Origin of the sequence: Sporosarcina thermotolerans (genome assembly GCF_030067815.1) — a bacterium.
Lineage (GTDB): Bacteria > Bacillota > Bacilli > Bacillales_A > Planococcaceae > Sporosarcina > Sporosarcina thermotolerans.
In genome coordinates, this window is sequence record NZ_CP125968.1 from 148578 (window position 1) to 166084 (window position 17507).

Annotated in this window: 12 protein-coding genes and 4 pseudogenes; 5 read left to right on the top strand and 11 right to left on the bottom strand. The window is 44.0% G+C overall.

The features are described 5' to 3' along the window. Nucleotides 1–302: 302 nt before the first annotated feature. Nucleotides 303–2453: a beta-propeller domain-containing protein gene (locus QNH10_RS00795; protein WP_283733141.1), complete on the bottom strand. Its 2151-nt coding sequence runs from the start codon at nucleotides 2451–2453 to the stop codon at nucleotides 303–305. Nucleotides 2454–2594: 141 nt separating this feature from the next. Here QNH10_RS00795 and QNH10_RS00800 point away from each other — a divergent pair. Next, nucleotides 2595–3936, top strand: a pseudogene (locus QNH10_RS00800) (short-chain fatty acid transporter). 409 nt (nucleotides 3937–4345) lie between these two features. On the opposite strand, the pseudogene QNH10_RS00805 reads toward QNH10_RS00800, so the two are convergent. Continuing rightward, nucleotides 4346–4956, bottom strand: a pseudogene (locus QNH10_RS00805) (pyroglutamyl-peptidase I). Nucleotides 4957–5072: 116 nt separating this feature from the next. Here QNH10_RS00805 and QNH10_RS00810 point away from each other — a divergent pair. Beyond that, nucleotides 5073–5954, top strand: coding sequence for an SDR family oxidoreductase (locus QNH10_RS00810; RefSeq protein WP_283733142.1), 882 nt, complete (start codon nucleotides 5073–5075; stop codon nucleotides 5952–5954). A gap of 288 nt (nucleotides 5955–6242) precedes the next feature. On the opposite strand, the gene QNH10_RS00815 is transcribed toward QNH10_RS00810, so the two are convergent. The 5 genes from QNH10_RS00815 to QNH10_RS00835 form a co-directional block, all read right to left on the bottom strand. Further along, on the bottom strand, nucleotides 6243–6596 hold the full coding sequence (locus QNH10_RS00815; RefSeq protein WP_283734717.1) for a hypothetical protein: 354 nt from the start codon (nucleotides 6594–6596) through the stop codon (nucleotides 6243–6245). Next, the gene (locus tag QNH10_RS00820) at nucleotides 6526–6912 is read right to left on the bottom strand and encodes an SHOCT-like domain-containing protein (protein ID WP_283734535.1); all 387 of its coding nucleotides are present in this window, start codon (nucleotides 6910–6912) and stop codon (nucleotides 6526–6528) included. Before QNH10_RS00820 ends, QNH10_RS00815 begins: the two co-directional genes overlap by 71 nt. 12 nt (nucleotides 6913–6924) lie before the next feature. Continuing rightward, nucleotides 6925–7290 carry a DUF2089 domain-containing protein gene (locus tag QNH10_RS00825; RefSeq protein WP_283733143.1) on the bottom strand — a complete coding sequence of 122 codons (366 nt, stop codon included), beginning with the start codon at nucleotides 7288–7290 and terminating at the stop codon, nucleotides 6925–6927. Nucleotides 7291–7479: 189 nt separating this feature from the next. Further along, nucleotides 7480–7869 carry a serpin family protein gene (locus tag QNH10_RS00830; RefSeq protein ID WP_283733144.1) on the bottom strand — a complete coding sequence of 130 codons (390 nt, stop codon included), beginning with the start codon at nucleotides 7867–7869 and terminating at the stop codon, nucleotides 7480–7482. Continuing rightward, nucleotides 7782–8723, bottom strand: a complete 942-nt coding sequence (locus tag QNH10_RS00835) for a serpin family protein (RefSeq protein WP_283733145.1) — start codon at nucleotides 8721–8723, stop codon at nucleotides 7782–7784. The genes QNH10_RS00830 and QNH10_RS00835 overlap by 88 nt, the downstream gene beginning before the upstream one ends. A 132-nt stretch (nucleotides 8724–8855) precedes the next feature. Between QNH10_RS00835 and QNH10_RS00840 the strand changes: the two genes are divergently transcribed. Continuing rightward, nucleotides 8856–9431 carry a Uma2 family endonuclease gene (locus QNH10_RS00840; protein WP_283733146.1) on the top strand — a complete coding sequence of 192 codons (576 nt, stop codon included), beginning with the start codon at nucleotides 8856–8858 and terminating at the stop codon, nucleotides 9429–9431. Nucleotides 9432–9663: 232 nt separating this feature from the next. Here the strand turns inward: QNH10_RS00840 and QNH10_RS00845 are convergent, their stop codons facing one another. From QNH10_RS00845 to QNH10_RS00860, 4 genes and pseudogenes are all read right to left on the bottom strand, one after another. Beyond that, complete coding sequence (locus QNH10_RS00845; RefSeq protein ID WP_283733147.1) at nucleotides 9664–10854, bottom strand: acyl-CoA dehydrogenase family protein; 1191 nt, start codon at nucleotides 10852–10854, stop codon at nucleotides 9664–9666. Between the two features lie 203 nt (nucleotides 10855–11057). After that, a pseudogene (locus QNH10_RS00850) lies at nucleotides 11058–12214 on the bottom strand (saccharopine dehydrogenase family protein). Nucleotides 12215–12355: 141 nt separating this feature from the next. Next, nucleotides 12356–13834, bottom strand: a complete 1479-nt coding sequence (locus QNH10_RS00855; RefSeq protein WP_283733148.1) for an aldehyde dehydrogenase family protein — start codon at nucleotides 13832–13834, stop codon at nucleotides 12356–12358. Nucleotides 13835–13948: 114 nt separating this feature from the next. Next, nucleotides 13949–15453: pseudogene (locus QNH10_RS00860) on the bottom strand (DHA2 family efflux MFS transporter permease subunit). Between the two features lie 211 nt (nucleotides 15454–15664). Here QNH10_RS00860 and QNH10_RS00865 point away from each other — a divergent pair. Next, the gene (locus tag QNH10_RS00865) at nucleotides 15665–16558 is read left to right on the top strand and encodes a TetR/AcrR family transcriptional regulator (protein WP_283733149.1); all 894 of its coding nucleotides are present in this window, start codon (nucleotides 15665–15667) and stop codon (nucleotides 16556–16558) included. A gap of 60 nt (nucleotides 16559–16618) precedes the next feature. Further along, entirely contained in the window at nucleotides 16619–17416 is a 798-nt protein-coding gene (locus tag QNH10_RS00870) for a TIGR00266 family protein (protein ID WP_283733150.1), read from the top strand. Nucleotides 17417–17507 lie beyond the last annotated feature (91 nt).

Here is a 17507-nt window from a genome sequence, read left to right on the forward strand (position 1 = left end):
CAGACAACAATCAATTGCGACCTCTTTATTCGACAAGTCCCCACCCCCGATACCCTTTTTATCAATTTTAGTGGATACATCAATAAAAGACAACGCGATTCTCCGACAATCGTACTTTCCGATGCATATCCGTTGAATCACGCATAAATCCCAGAACTTACGCATAAACTTGGCAATTCATACATAAATCCCAGAACTCACGTATAAACCCGGCAATTCAAGCATAAATCCCGAAACTCACGTATAAACCTCCCCTAACAGTGAACATCAAAAAACGGGGCATCCCGCTGCCCCGTTTCACTTCATTTCAACTTCAATGAATCAATTTCCATAAAGCTATTCAAATCATAGCTGTTGATTTCACGTGAAGCTATTGTATACAGCTTTTCTCCACTGTAAATTAACCGTTGAACTTGGTTTTCCCACTCTTCATACTGCTGCCCAGCGGCTTTCTCTTTTACCAAATCACCTTTCAACACAATTCCCTTATCTGAAGTGATTTCATATACCAATGCGCCGGATCCTTTATAGTCCAATTCGAATTCCTTATCCGTTTCTTCGTAAATACTTGCAGGAAAGCCGAACAGATTACGATTCCTATGCTGGAACAGCGCTTTGTGATCGTATTGGATCGGAGAATAGGTTCCCTGTCCTCCGATAATTTCTGTGTATTTTTCTTTTGGATTATGGAAATCAGTGACATCGAAAACCGATATTTTCATACCTTTTGTGATGATTAACGGCTCGCCTCCGCCGGGATTTTTCTTCGAAACCGTTTCATATCCAAATCCAATTAAATGATTTTCATCTAACGGGTGTAAATAGTTTGAGAAGCCCGGAATTTTCAGTTCTCCTAACACTTTCGGCTTTGCCGGATCCGCTACATCAAGGACAAACAACGGATCTGTCTCTCTGAAAGTGACCATATAGGCTTTATCCCCCATGAATCGAGCCGAGTAAATCCGTTCGCCTTCTGCAAGGCCTTCCACTGAGCCGACCTGTTGCATGCCGTCATTCAGAATGAACAAGTGATTTTTCGATGGATTCTTTTCATCCCACATATTCCCTTCCGTCATGACGACCCGGAAATTGCCATTGTATTCATCCATCGAGAATTGGTTCAGAATGGTTCCTTTCAATTCCGCGGAGCTATAGAAATCGATTTTTGTTCCATCTAATTTAAACTTAAAGAACTCTGTACTTGCTTTACCTGGATTCCAGATCATCATTTCAATACCGCGGGGACTCTTCTCCATCTCATATTTCATCGCAGTCAAATACAAATGATCCTTCGTCATATACAATTGGTTGCTGCTACCAAGAAACCCCTTCGTTTCGAGCTTCCCTGTCTCCGGTGTGGACAGATCAATTGCCGTTATGACCGTGTACGAAGCCTCCATTGCACCGGGTAAAATTGAGATGTCTTTGAAGTCCAAATAACTCTTTTCTTTTTCCTCATTTGAGTCAAGAATGACCGGTCGTAATGTCTCTCCCTCAATTGTATCCATTGCCCAGAAATACGGATGCATATTGGTCACTAAGTAGAGCATATCTCCGGTTTTCCGTGCGCTGTTCAAATATCCTTCAATTCCGACTTCACGAATGAACTCCGGGTTTTCCGGATCCTTTATCGAATATATTTTCACTGTGCTCATACTGTTTGCAGGCATGATCATATCGGCTGCCACTCTTTTCTCCGAATAGGGCTCGAATTTATCCCCAAGAACAATTAACAAGTCCCCATGCAGGAATAACTGTGAGTCATAGTGATTTTCCTCTATTTTAAGAACGGAAGCGACTTTCATTTTGCTTGAATCCCTGATATCAACGATTTGCACAGACGTCCCACCTAAGATGGTATATAAATAGTCTCCGTTTGTTTTGACAAAATCCGATTCATCGACACCCTCCACTTGAATGTTGGTTGATGAATAGTCAGCGCTTCCACTTTCTGCTTTCGTGGAATCCGCAGGGGAATCACTCAACGCAAACCTTTCCCTTAAGGAACCTTCCCGAGTTTGCATTTGCATATCCCTGATTGTCTCGAAATACGCTTTCAAATCTTTCGCAGAGCTGATCGAATCGATGGAATCGTAAACAGTGAATTCAAGTTTATCTAACTTAAGTGATTTGAAAAACTTACCGTTTACCGCCTTGTCATCTAAATGCAATGTGTACTGCCCTGGTTTTAACCCACTAACTCGAACAATTTGCCCGTCTTTCGAAAGCTCCATCTCAGCCTGTACTTTCTTGCCATGCTGATCGGTCACATAAATATATCCCGCCGTTATAGAATCCTTAACAAGTGGTTCTGAGAAATAGGCATTCCACCCATTATCGGATAGTGCCGTACCTGCAGCGGAAACAGTTACCTTCTTAATCATAAAAGCGAAACATATAACTAACACGATGATAATCGAAGCTGTGCTAATCCAAACAAGCGGTTTTCTCACGTTCTACGCCCTCCTAAATACCTCTTTACAAAGTAGACTGTTTAATCGTAATTTAGTTTCACTTTAGAAATAACATTTCTATTAATCAACTTGAATATGATAGTATTGGTGTGTATTAAAAACAAAGGGGGATTTAGAGAAATGAAAACGCTAACAAGATGGTCGAACACGATCATGGAAAGGTATTTACCGGATCCTTACATATTCGTGGCCATTCTAACGCTCGTCGTCTTTTTACTTGGCATGGGCCTGACTGATTCAAGTCCGCTCGATATGACCGTCCACTGGGGTAATGGATTCTGGGGCTTCTTGCATTTACGATGCAGATGGTGATCGTATTAGTTGCGGGGCATGTATTGGCAAGCAGTCCGTTTTTCAAGAAAATATTAAGTTCAATGGCAGGATTGGCGAAATCGCCAGGACAAGCGATTCTGCTTGTAACTGTCATTTCACTCATCGCTTGTTGGATCAACTGGGGGTTCGGTCTCGTCATCGGAGCGTTATTCGCTAAGGAAATCGCAAAGAAAGTGAAAACTGTCGATTACAGGCTGTTAATCGCAAGCGCTTACTCTGGTTTCATCATTTGGCATGGCGGACTCGGTGGATCGATCCCATTGTCTATTGCAACAGAGAATCATCCTTTCGCTAACATGATGGGTGTCGTCCCTACTACGGAAACGATTTTTTCAACGTATAATTTATTTATTATTGCAGTCATTTTTCTTACTTTACCGTTGTTAAACCGTTTCATGATGCCAAAGCCGGAGGATACGGTTACCGTCGATCCAAAACTATTGGATGATGAAATCGAAGTGGAAGAGGTTCAGGATAAAACGCCTGCTGCACGCCTCGAAAACAGTGTAACCCTTTCGATGCTTGTTGGTGCCTTAGGTGTCGTCTATCTCGTAAACCACTTTGTCACCAAAGGATTCGACTTGAATTTGATATCGTCAACTTGATTTTCTTTATTCTTGGCATCATTTTCCACGGGACACCGAAACGTTTTCTTGCTGCAGTTGCGAATGCAGTGAAGACGGCTGGCGGAATTATCATCCAGTTTCCGTTTTATGCTGGTATCATGGGCATGATGGTAGATTCAGGACTGGCGAGTGTAATGTCCCAATGGTTCGTAAGTGTTTCAACAGCGGCGACATTCCCGCTCTTCACATTCTATGCCGCTGGTCTTGTTAACTTCTTCGTACCGTCAGGCGGCGGCCAGTGGGCAGTTCAAGCACCAATCATGCTTGAGGCAGCCCAAACTCTTGGCGTCAGCTACTCGAAAACCGCGATGGCGATTGCATGGGGTGACGCTTGGACGAATATGATCCAACCATTCTGGGCATTGCCTGCACTCGCGATTGCGGGATTGCGCGCGAAGGATATCATGGGTTACTGTGTGTTCGTATTACTATTGAGCGGTATTGTGATCAGTATCGGTCTATTCTCTTTTAATGGAATAGGAAAACATCCGAAGTGTCTTTGACGGCTTCGGATGTTTTTTTGTTTTATGGTGAATGCAGTGTGCCGCGAAGAATGGACCTTTGGGAGAAAGAATGGACCTTGGACGCGGAAGAATGGACCTTTGAGAGAAAGAGCGGACCTTGGACGCGGAAGAATGGACCTTTGAGAGAAAGAACGGACCTTGGACGAGGAAGAATGGACCTTGGATGCGGAAGATTGAACCTTTGTCAGGTCAACGTAACATTAAGTTCTCCTTTACTCCATGGGAGTTCCCGTTAACGGGACAAGAGTTCTCCTTTACTCCACGGAAGTTCTCGTTTATGCAGCAAGAGTTCTCCTTTATTCTACGGGAGTTCCCGTTAACGGGACAAGAGTTCTCCTTTACTCCACGAAAATTATTTATGCCGGGAGATTCGCTTCTCCCGGCATTTTCAACCTATCACTTCGATACAAGTTACAATTGCTTTTTTTAAATTTTCATGTGACCAGCTTGGCACTCTGCCATGTTCAACCGCGAGTTCATGGGAAGCAGGGATATGAATGAAACCCGCAAGCATATCCGGACGCTGTTCATTCACATAATGCAATTCCCGATACATGACATGGTTGCATAAATAAGCCCCTGCTGTATTCGAGATTTCCGCAGGCAACCCTTTCCCTTTCATAGCCTCGACCATTTTTCGGATAGGTAGATTCGTGAAATACCCATCTGCCCCTCCTTCAACAATCGGTTCATCAACGGGTGCATGTCCACTATTATCCTTCGCACCGTCATTGACATTGATGGCGATCCGCTCAGGTGTTACTTTAAATCTACCTCCCGATAGGCCAAGCGATAAAACCGCATCCGGTTGTAGTTTTTCAATATGCGAAATAACGAGGTCGCCGGAAACACTGAAATCGACCGGCAGGATTTCGCTATGAATTTTGTATCCCCAATTTCCATGCCATGCAATTCATCAGCAATCTTTTGGGTTGGGTTAATCGGAAAGTTCAAGAATGGTTCAAAACCAGTTAGCAATAATTTCTTCATTTTCAACATCCCCCTTTACAACATTATAACGGAATCCGAACTATTTTAGGTAGTTGTCTGAAAGTTTATATTGCACCTGTCAGGGAATACTCCAATACATTGACTTTTCCAAGGAGGAGTATGAAATGACGAAAGATAAATACGAGAAAAAAGATGAGCAAGTGACGCCTCAAACCCAAGACCATCAGCCGGGGATTGAAGCAGAAATGGATCCACCACCATTATATGATGATGAAAATTATAAGGGGTCTGGAAAATTAAACGGGAAAAACGCCTTGATTACAGGTGGCGATAGCGGAATTGGACGCGCCGTTGCAGTCGCCTTCGCAAAAGAAGGCGCGAATGTGGCGATTGCCTATTTAGATGAGGCTGAAGATGTTGATGCGAATAAAACTGTTGAACTTATCGAGAAATATGGTGGGAAAGCGAAGAAAATCCGTATAGATATAAGTGAAGAGGAGAATTGCGAGCAGCTGATCGACGAAGTAGTGCGGGAGTTCGGCAGTTTGAACATCCTTGTGAACAATGCAGGAAAGCAGTTTCCTCAGGATGACATCTCCCAAATTTTGGGCGATCAGCTTCGTGAGACATTTGAAACGAACTTCTTCGGTTTGTTCTTTTTGTCAAAGGCTGCGTTGGCGAATATGAAGGAAGGCGATTGCATTATCAATACTTCTTCCGTTACGGCCTATAACGGTTCCCCAGGATTAATCGATTATTCAGCAACGAAAGGCGCTATTACTACATTCACCAGGTCACTCGCCTTGAATTTGGCCGATAAAGGCATTCGTGTAAATGCGGTCGCGCCTGGCCCAATTTGGACACCACTTATTCCCGCGACATTTGACGCGAAAAAGGTGGAGCAGCACGGGGCGGATACACCGGTAAAACGCCGTGGCCAACCCGCGGAAAATGCGCCTGCTTATGTATTTTTGGCTTCGAACGATTCAAGTTACATGACCGGGCAGACGATTCATGTTGACGGTGGAGATTATGTGGGGTCTTAATTTGTAGGGGTCCGGTGTTTGGGCGCGAGTTGTATTTCTTGAGCACGAGGATGCATTTCTTGAACGCGATGCTGCCTTCCATGAGCACGAATCGCTTTTCTTGAGCGTGGAACTGCCTTCTATGAGCACTAATCGCTTTTCTTGAGCGTGATGCTGCCTTCTATGAGCGCGGGAACACACTTCTTGAGCGTACAATTTCAAATGGCAACCCACGTACAAATAAAACATCCAAAAAATGCCTTCCACGACCAGGTGGAAGGCTTTTGATTCATATTATTTTATCGTAACTCATAATCTCACAATAACTTCTGTTCCGTCTTTTGCTTTAACGTTTACTAATCCAGTTCCCTTATGATTTCTCATCTCGGAAACGATGCTTTTGAGTTCATGTTTATCCAATTCTGGAATTGTATATGCTTTCGACTTATCATCCGCATTTTTAGCGATTTGCTCGTTTATCAGTTTCCGTAGCCTATTAGAGCTAATAATTGATATTCCTAATGATAGGAAAATGTACGGTAGCGGAATGGAAAGTTTGAACTTTTCGGTTTTAACTTTGACTTTCAGCATATTATTCGATGAACACGGAAACTGTATCGCCATCGGCTGATTTGACGTCGACGATTGGTCCGTCCAATTCATTTTCGATTGCTTCGATGAGTATATCGATATCAAGGTCTTTCACGTACTTCTCGGATTGAGGGATATTCCCCGCGATATTGTACCCCGCTTTAAGCATGACTTTGATGAGCTTGATTGGCAAGTTGACGGACACATTATCATTATCCGAAGATACTACCCTAATTTTAAGTGTTTTATCTGCATATGCAGTCTTCTTCGATGATAGACTGCTCCCGGATTCCCTATTGTTCAATACTTCGATTAGCTCGGATGCCTTCGTAGCATCGACTTTCCCCTCTTGCACCATCGTTAACACTTTTTCAATTTCAGTTTTCATCATGAATTCCCCCTATTCATCTTTTAAAAGCCGTAATGCTTCTTCTGCGGAGATTTCTCCGCTTTCCAACATAGCAACAACACTTTTCTCATCGACATTGGATTTCTTTTTCACTTCGTATCCAAGTGAGCTGACGACGTCATTCAGTTTACCCCGTACGGTTGGATAGGAAATTCCCAATTCCTTTTCAACCTCTTTGATATTTCCCCTACATGCCAAAAACACTTCAACGAAATGGAGTTGTTTGCCCGATAAGGCAGCTAGTTTTGTTAATTCGAACTCATTTTCAATGGTTGTATGGCATTTTGAACAATGCAGCCTGGTGACTTTCAATGTTTCGTCGCACACAGGGCAATGGCTAATTATGGGGTATGACATAACCGGTATCACCTCTCCCCTTTCAATTAATACCATCATATGTTAGTTCTCAATTAAAATCAACCAAAAACTTAAATATATTAACTTCCGCATTAAAATAATTAATTTCATGTTTGTTAATAGCTATAGATTTTAATTTCAAAATAAAAAGTGGCAAAGCCTACCGTAGACTTTGCCACTTTTAACTACTTATTTTACTGTCGGATTGGAAATTGAACCCATGAACAGTATGGCCCCTGTTTCATCATCGGTAATCGCAATGAAAAACGGGCGGTTCACTTCCATGATGAAAGGATCGTCAGGAGGAGCAGATGTGACTCCTACTTCGACACCAGTTACAGCTGCCGCTTCTGTTCCTTCTTCATTCACATCAATATATGTTTTTTGTTTGACTCTGTTAATGAGAAGAGATTCGTCCCCTTCGATCATCTTGCTGAAATTAGCACCTTCCTTAAAAGCGCTCTTCATGCCAAGGGCTTTCAAAGCTTCATTCAGCTCCGTTTCATAGGCAAGTTTGAATTTCGGGAGAAGGATTGTTCCACGCGTGTTTTTTTCATTCCTGATTGGATTTTCTCCCAACTCTCGGCAGATAGATCGCTTTCAAATTTTTTCAAGTCATTTGGAAGAACAATCGTCATGCTCATTCCACCGTCTGCGTAAGGAAGTTTAATCGCCTGGTAATCACTATTCGCCATGTAGGATAGTTTTTCTTGAAGCGACATGAACGGTGCGTTAATTTTATTCCCATCCGCAAGATGGAACGTCCGATTTTCGGTTAATCTTTTATCGAATGGGTATTGCCAGTCCCCTTTGAAATAAATTGCATTCAGTAGCATGGCGACTAAGTTTTCATCCAAATTGCCTTCAACCATTTTGTCGATTTTGCCATTCGTTGCTTCCTTCACCCAGTTATTAATGCGTTTTGGTGAGTCATCGCTCGCGATATCGATTTCCTGGATTTCAGCATTGAAGTAATCCTTCGCTCGTTTGGCAAAGTCATCTTGGAAACGGTAGTCTTCATTGAGCCAAATGGAATTAGCGACTTGTAGCTGAATGCCATCGGTAGCTTTATTCAACATAGTCATTAGGGATGCATTTGCTTTATTTAATTCTGTCGCATCCATCTCTGGTATTTGCAAGGCTATCGCGATTTCTTCCTTTGTTACACCGTCCGCTCCGTTATAAACAAGCGCCAGTGCCATTAACAGACTCGTTGGTGAGATGAATAGATTTCCGTCATCATCCTTTTCAACTTCATCCAATAAGTTAAATCCAAGCTCATTATTCGGGGTGATAATCTTTTCATAGTCCTGTTCACCGAATTCCACGTCTTTGGAAATTTGCAGACTGTTATGGTTTGAATCAGTACCGCAACCCGATAAAGGTATTAATAGGCTCATGCCGACTAACGATGTAGCGATTTTCTTTTTCACTTCAACCACCATCCTTTGTTCATTAGACCGAATTTGATTGGGTAAAGTTACATTTCCCATCTCAGAATGACGCAAACATGATGTTCCCGTGCTATAATCATAATAATAAGAATTGTAAGCCGAGGTGATTATATGGTATTGCCAAAAGGAAAAAAAACATATTCCTATGCAGATTATTTGGAGTGGGACAATGATTTCAATTCAGAAGCACTAAATGGTGAAATAATTAGTATGTCACCTTCTCCCACCCCAAAACATCAAGATATCGTCGGCGAATTGACTGCAGAGTTCAAGATGTTTTTACGGGGCAAGAAGTGCATGGCTTTTTTGGCACCGATGGATGTTTGCTTGTTTGCCGATAAGAATACAAAAGCAGATGCTATTTTGGATTGGGTCCAACCTGATTTACTCATAGTTTGCGATCCCCATAAAATCGGCGATAAAAACATCTACGGCGCACCCGACCTAATTGTAGAAGTGTTATCACCATCAACCGCAAGAAACGATCGCTTAATCAAATATAATAGTTACGAAAAAGCCGGGGTTAAAGAGTATTGGATTGTCGACCCGTATAATATGACAGTCGAGATTTATTCACTTCAGGGAGCTTCATTTGTGCAGGCGGGAATCCTTGCGAAAGATGATTTGCTGACCGCTGGGATTTTCCCCGAATTAGAAATTGACTTAAAAAACATATTTAAGGAGTAAAGTGCCGAAGGATTAACCCTTTGGCGCTTTTTTCCATCGGGGAGAAATTGTGTAAAAGTTTTGCTCGAGTTAGCGTGCGTTTTGCTCGAGTTCGGATTGTTTTTGCTCAAGTTTGTGCATCTTTTGCTCGAGTTTCCCCTACTTATGCTTATCTTGTCACCTTCGCCCTACCCTCCGACCATAAGAAAAACGCCAAGAGCTCGCAGACTCTTGGCATTAACCGACATGTCATTCATTCAAACGGCCATTCCGGCAGCATATGACTTAACTTTTTATCTTCCCGGTAGCCCAATACGTACTCCGCCTGCATGATCGTATGGATTTCGCGGGTTCCTTCATAAATGACCGGCGCTTTCGAGTTTCGGAGGAATCGGGCGACTGGATATTCGTCCGAATAGCCGTAAGCTCCGTGAATTTGGAATGCATCGTCTGCAGCTTTATTCGCAAAATCGCATGCCTGCCATTTGGCAAGGGATGTTTCGCGTGTGTTGCGCAGTCCTTTATTCTTCAATTCACCTGCACGGTAAACGAGGAGGCGGCTCATTTGATAGCCCGCTTCCATATTGGCAATCATTTGTTGGACAAGCTGATGCTTACCGATCGGTTTCCCGAATGTTTCGCGCTCATGGCAATACTTCACGCTTTCCTCAAGGCAACCCATGATTAAGCCGACCGCTCCTGCTGCGACTGTGAAACGCCCATTATCAAGCGCGGACATCGCAATCTTGAATCCTTCACCCTCTTGACCTAATAGGTTCGAGGCAGGAATGCGCATGTCTTCGAAGAATAATTCTCCCGTATTGCCCGCCCTGATGCCGTACTTTCCTTTAATCGCTTTCGATGAAAAACCCGGTGTCGTGCGCTCGACGATGAAGGCACTGATGCCGTGGTGTTTCTTCGATTTATCGGTATAGGCGAAAACAAGGAAATGATCCGCCACATCGCAAAGCGAGATCCATGTTTTCTGCCCATTGATGACGTATTCGTCCCCATCGCGCACGGCTGTCGTCGCCATAGCTGCAACGTCTGAGCCAGCTCCTGGTTCTGTCAGTCCGAATGCACCGATTTTTTCACCCTTTGCTTGTGGAACTAAATATTTTTGCTTCTGTTCTTCTGTTCCCCATTGCATGAGCGTCATTGAGTTTAGACCGATATGGACGGAAACAGCTGTCCGGAATGCCGTATCCCCGCGTTCGAGTTCTTCGCAAAGGATGGCGAGTGAGTTATAATCCATTCCACTGCCGCTGTATTTTTCAGGGATGCAAACACCCATGAATCCCAGGCCGGCTAACTTTTTCCAAATGGCTTGGTCGAATCCACCTTCCGCGTCCCATCTTTGAATATGTGGCATGATTTCATCGTCTACAAATTGACGGGCTGTCTTTCGTAACATCTTTTGCTCTTCAGTAAAACTAAAATCCATCCTCTCCCACCCCTTACCCTGTATTATAATTTCCATGATTACCCGGATTTCCGCTTCAGGCGGACGCTTTCCGCGGGCATGGCTTCAGCCTCCTCGTCGCTACGCTCCTGCGGGGTCTTCAGCTCATGCTATTCCCGCAGGAGTCGCCGCCTTATGCTACAATCCTAAAGCATTGCAGGACTACTAAGTTTTTTTATATATGATTAAACATGCGTTTTGACAGTCTCTTCGATAACGACTCCGCGGTTTTTCATTTCCTCGATGTATTGCTCGCCCGGTACAATATTCTCCGGTGGATGAACGCCGCGTTTTGTGATTGTTCCATTGCCTATCATTTGTGCGACGATTGAGATTGTATTTGCTGTTGCGCGGGCCATTGCGGTTTCATTAACAGACAAATCCTTTTCCGTCACCAAATTATATTCATATGTCGCTGGAATGCCACGCGCTTCGCCGCTGACAATTACTCGAAGGAGGACTGCATCTGATTTGTCGCCCAACCGTAATTGCGGGGAAAGCTGTTCACGCATTACATCACGGACTTTCACTTTTCTATCGCCAATCGTCACTTCGGTGTCGCGCGACAACAGTCCAAGGTCGACAAGCAATTTGAACTTTTCGGCATGGCCTTTGTAACGGATTGTCTTATATTCTAACGTTTGCACATTAGGGAATGTCTTCGTTAATGTCGATGTTCCACCGGAAGTATGGAATGCCTCCAATTCACCAAATCCATCGAAATAGATTGGTTCCACTTCGGATAATGATGGAACCTCAACTAATTTTCCGTTGCGGATGACATGGGATGGATCTGTGTAGTGATCGAAAACGCCTTCGAGTGAAAATACAACATTATAATTCAACGGAGGCTCCGGCTTCACGGGGATTCCACCGACATAAAGCTTGATGGTATCGACTTTTTCTAATTTTTCGGCACCGTATCCGCAAGAATGTTAATCATACCGGGGGCTACCCCGAGGTCTGGAATGATTGTGACTCCTTTTGACGCGGCTTTATCTGCAAGTTCCAATACGGCATCCGTCGCACCACCAATATGTCCGCCGAGATCGATGGAATGGACGCCGATGTCAACGGCAATCCGCGCAACTTTTTCATTGAATGTATAGAAAAGTGCATTGATGACGACGTCCCCAAGAGCCATCACTTCCTGCAATTGGAGATCATTCGTCGCATCAAGTTGCAAAAGATCCAATTTATCGGACATGAGCTGTTCCGCAAAATCTTCCGCCGGTCTTAAGTTCAAGTCAGCCAAATATACTTTCGTCACATCGTCACTTTTCACAAGGTCGCGTACTGCCTCTTTCCCCATCAACCCCGCTCCCAATACGACCACTTTCATATGAACATCTCCTTATCCCGAAATTATATTATCCCGCATTAACTGGCTGTAATGCCCCCTTTTGGGGAAACAGCCAGTAAATGCCCGATTGGTTCAACTAACAATCAGTGGGGAAAAGCGTCCACTGATTGAAGTTTCACTTTATTCCGTGTCGATTTGCGCCCGTTGTAATTTCCCGCTGAAATCTACGTAAATGCTCTTCCACTCCGTGAATACATCAAGCGCCGCCACTCCCGAATCGCGATGCCCATTGCCAGTTCCTTTCGTTCCTCCGAACGGAAGATGTATTTCCGCTCCTGTTGTCCCTGCGTTCACATAGACAATTCCTGTGTCCAAATCCCTTTGCGCGCGGAATACTTTATTGACATCCCTCGAGAAAATGGAGCTGGATAAACCATAGATGACACTGTTGTTCACTTCGATTGCTTCATCCAAGCTGCTAACCTCAATCAGCGAAACAACTGGTCCGAAGATTTCCTCTTGCGCTAATCGGCTATCCCACTTCACATCAGTGAATAAAGTCGGTTCGAAGTAGTGACCATTCGCGAATTCCCCTTCTGTCAGCACATTTCCACCCGCCAACAGTTTCGCGCCTTCACCTTTGCCGATTTCAACATAGCTTTGAATTTTCTCCAACGCCTTCCCGTTGATAACGGGCCCGATTTTAACGGACTCGTCCAAACCGTTTCCGATTGTCAAACTCTTCATGGAAGTTAATAGTTTTTGTTCAAGTTCTTCCTTTACATCTTTATGCACAATGACCCGGCTGCATGCCGTGCAACGCTGGCCCGCAGTTCCGAATGCGCTCCAAAGAATCCCTTCAACAGCAAGATCGATATCTGCATCATCCATGACGATGACCGCATTTTTACCTCCCATTTCAAGAGACACTTTCTTCAAATGGCGTCCGCCCGTTTCCGCAACATGGCGCCCTGTTTCCGTTGAACCTGTGAATGAAATGACACGGACATCCGGATGTTCGATCATTGCCGATCCTACCTCGGACCCTGAACCGAAAACGATGTTCGCAACACCTGCCGGCAATCCGACTTCTTCGAAAATACGAGCCATTTCATAAGCCATCATCGGTGTTTCCGTCGCAGGCTTCCAAACGAATGTGTTCCCCGCGACGATTGCAGGGAACGACTTCCACGTTGCGATTGCGACAGGGAAGTTCCATGGCGTAATCAAACCGACGACCCCAATCGGTGCACGTACGCTCATCGCGAATTTATCTTGCAGCTCGGAAGGTACTGTTTCCCCAATCAGTCTGCGTCCTTCTCCAGCCATATAAAACGCCATATCAATACCTTCCTGGACTTCACCGCGTCCTTCCTCGATGACTTTCCCCATTTCACTCGTCAACACTTGCGCCAAATGCTCTTTTCTTTCCTTCATGAGATTGCCGATTGCATATAAGTAATCCGCTCGTTTTGGTGCAGGCACGAGCGCCCATTTTTTCTGGGCCTCTTTAGCTGCCTTAACGGCCAGATCAACATCAATACTTGTCGATAATCGTACTTGCGCCAGCTCTTCCCCGGTTGCTGGATTCGTGACGGCAGTATACTCCGCTCCACCGCTTCCTTGCCAAGATCCCCCGATAAAGTTGTTCAATTGCATGTCTTCATTTCCCCTTTCCTACCGGACTTTTGAAAACCCTTTCACTTTATCCACTTCGACATTATTAGGCTTAAATCCTTCTTTTAATGAAATACAAAAAAACGGTGCAGGAGATTAATCCTGTACCGTTTCTGTATCAATTTTATCGTCTGTCGCCACTTGTTCAAATTTCGGTGGGCGAACCCTTTTGATGAATAATGTGAGGAACAATGCTGCAGTGGCAATGATCGTTGCAATAAGGAATGAGAAATTGATGCCATCAAGCATTGCTTTCATTTCAATTTGTTGCTGGAATGTTGCCAATGCATTTTGATCTGATGGTATAGTACCGGATGTTGCCGCTTCTTCCGCAAGCGACATGCCGGACTTTTCCATCCTCTTCGTCATTATCGTTAGAAGTATCGCAGAACCGATTGCACCGGAAACTTGTTGCAATGTGTTATTCATCGCAGTACCATGCGGGTTCGATTTCATCGGCAATTGGTTAAGGCCGTTTGTCATGATTGGCATCATTACCATCGACATCCCGAACATCCGGACTGTGTAAAGTGCCATCAAGTAATAATACCCTGAATGCAATTCAAGTCTACTAAATAGAATGTCGTTATAACTGTGATCACTAACCCAGTGATTGCAAGCACTTTTGCTCCGTATTTATCGAAAAGCCGTCCTGTGATCGGCGACATTAATCCCATAATGATCGCCCCAGGCAACATAAGGATACCCGCTTCAAACGGCGAAATGCCGCGAACTTCCTGAACGTAGAGCGGAGTCAGGATCATCCCTGAAAACATCGCTACCGATAGGACAATGGAAATGACGGATGCAAGTGCGAACATCGGATATTTATAAATCCGGAAGTCTAACATCGGGACTTCCATTCGTAATTGACGAATGATAAACGTAAGCAAAGAAATCGCTCCAATTGCGATTGTTCCATAAACGATTGGAGCATCCCAGCCTTTATCCCCCGCTGAACTGAAACCGTATAGTAATCCTCCAAATCCGATACTGGAGAGGATTAACGAGAAGACATCCAGTTTCACGTCTGTATTCGGGGTAATGTTTTTCAATTTGATAAACGCAAAGATGAGCGTTAGAATCGCAAACGGCAAAACGATTTCGAAAAGTGTACGCCATGAGTAATGTTCGACAATATACCCCGATAAAGTCGGTCCGATTGCAGGAGCCGTGAACATGACGAGACCGAACATCCCCATCGCCGACCCCCTTCTTTCAATCGGGAAAGCGACAAGCATGACGTTCATCAATAACGGCATCATCAATGCAGAACCGGAAGCCTGAATCATTCTTGCCGTGACAAGCAGGCCGAATGTCGGTGCAAAAATTGCAAGCGCAGTACCGATTGAAAACAACGTCATCGCAGTTAGGAATAATCTACGGTTTGTAAACTTCTGGACAAAGAAGGCACTTGCCGGAATCATAATACCATTGACTAACATAAAGCCTGTCGTTAACCATTGAACGTCAGACGGTTTAACTTCAAATTCATTCATAATGACCGGCAATGCAATATTCAACAATGTATTATTCAAAAAAGCTACGAACGCCCCGAAGAACAGAATTGCAATCATTCCATATGGAGGCTTTTCGTGCATCTTTTTTATATCAATATCCAATTAATTTTCCCCCATTCAATCTTACATTTTTTTCGACACGTTCTTTAGTTTATACCCGGAGTCTAAAATAATCAATACGAGAAACCGTTTTCATATAAAATAAATTTGCTTTCACTGTTATTACGGCGTTTTCTTTGATAAAATCATTTTGTACCATTAGTCCAAAGTCGAAATTAGATAGGTGATATAGATGAACGAGCGTAAACGGCGGGTTATGCAAACCGCTCAAAAAGTGATTATCGAGAAAGGCTTCGCATCAACATCCGTTCAGGATATATTGGATGAGGCCAAAATTTCCAAAGGAACGTTTTATAATTACTTCACTTCCAAAAATGAATGTCTCATTGCAATCCTCGAACATGCGGCTGAAGAATCGATTACCCGAAGAAGGGAACTGCTTGTCGGGCGGGATAAAAGCGATAAAACGATTTTGGTGCATCAAATCCTAGTTAGAATGCATGTAAATCGAGAATTGAATCTGCTGCCTGTATATGAGGCGATTTTTTATTCCGGAGATGAAGAGCTTCGTAATTATGTCAGATCCCATCACATCAAGGAATTAACTTGGTTATCTGGACGGCTTGTTGATATATACGGTATTGAAGCGGAACCTCATATAACCGATTGTTCCATCATGATTTTAGGCATGATTCAACAGCTCACCCATTTCCGAAAAGCCGCCTCGTCCGAGAAACCCGATATTGAAAAACTGGTACATTTCGCAATGCGACGTGTGGACGGCATTATGCAGGATTTAATCAAAAGCGGGGATACTTTACTTGGGCCGTCTATGCTTAAAGCAATGTCTATGAACCAGCCTTCGATTGATGAGATGAGAAACATAATTGTACAAAAATTGCATGCCACTGAGGAAAAGTTTGTGAAATGCGGGGATGAAACCGGCCAACAATATACGGACTTCCTTTTGAATGAACTAGAATCTCAAACTCCGCGACTTTCGATTTTGGAAGTTGTTTCGCGTTCATTGAGAGAGTTAGGTGCGGATAATGAACATGCAATCAATATAGATGAAGTTGTATTATTACTATGGAAGTATATTGATAAAATCAAAAAGAATCGCTGAAACTTTCATTCGCCTCCCTTCGTAGTATTAATCAGTAACTACGAAATGGGAGGCTTTTTTATGAACAATCATGAAATTGATTACAAACTGTACGGGGATGATATGCAATTCGTTGAAGTCGAGCTTGATCCGGGTGAAACGGTCGTGGCAGAAGCCGGCTCCCTTATGATGATGGAGGACGGAATTGATATGGAGACGATCTTTGGAGACGGTTCCGGAAATTCCGGCAGCGGCATCATGGGTAAATTGGTGGGCGCAGGAAAACGTCTGATCACTGGTGAAAGTTTATTCATGACGACGTTCACGAATACAGGATCTGGCAAAAAGCACGCATCATTCGCAGCCCCATATCCAGGCAAAATCATTCCGATGGACTTGAGTCAATATAATGGAAAAATCGTTTGTCAAAAGGACGCGTTCTTGGCTGCAGCAAAAGGCGTCTCCGTCGGGGTGGAGTTCCAAAGAAAGCTTGGCGTAGGCTTTTTCGGCGGTGAAGGGTTCATCATGCAAAAACTTGAGGGAGACGGCATGGCTTTCGTTCACGCGGGAGGAACGATTATCGAGAAGACGTTGACGCCTGGCGAAACTTTGCGCGTCGACACAGGATGCCTCGTTGCTATGACGCAGGACGTTAACTATAATATCGAAATGGTGAAAGGCGTCAAAACTGCATTGTTCGGCGGCGAAGGACTGTTTTTCGCAACGTTAAGAGGGCCAGGGAAAGTTTGGATTCAGTCATTGCCATTCTCCAGACTCGCAAGCCGGGTATTCGCAGCCGCTCCACAAACTCCAGGCGGCGGATCCCGAGATGAAGGCAGCATCGCAGGTGGATTGTTTAATATGTTAGGTGGAAAATAAATTTGTCAGGAAACCGGAACTCCCTCGAAATGTGGCGTTCCGGTTTTTTTCTACTTATTCAATTCGGTCCATTCAACAATAGCCAGATAAA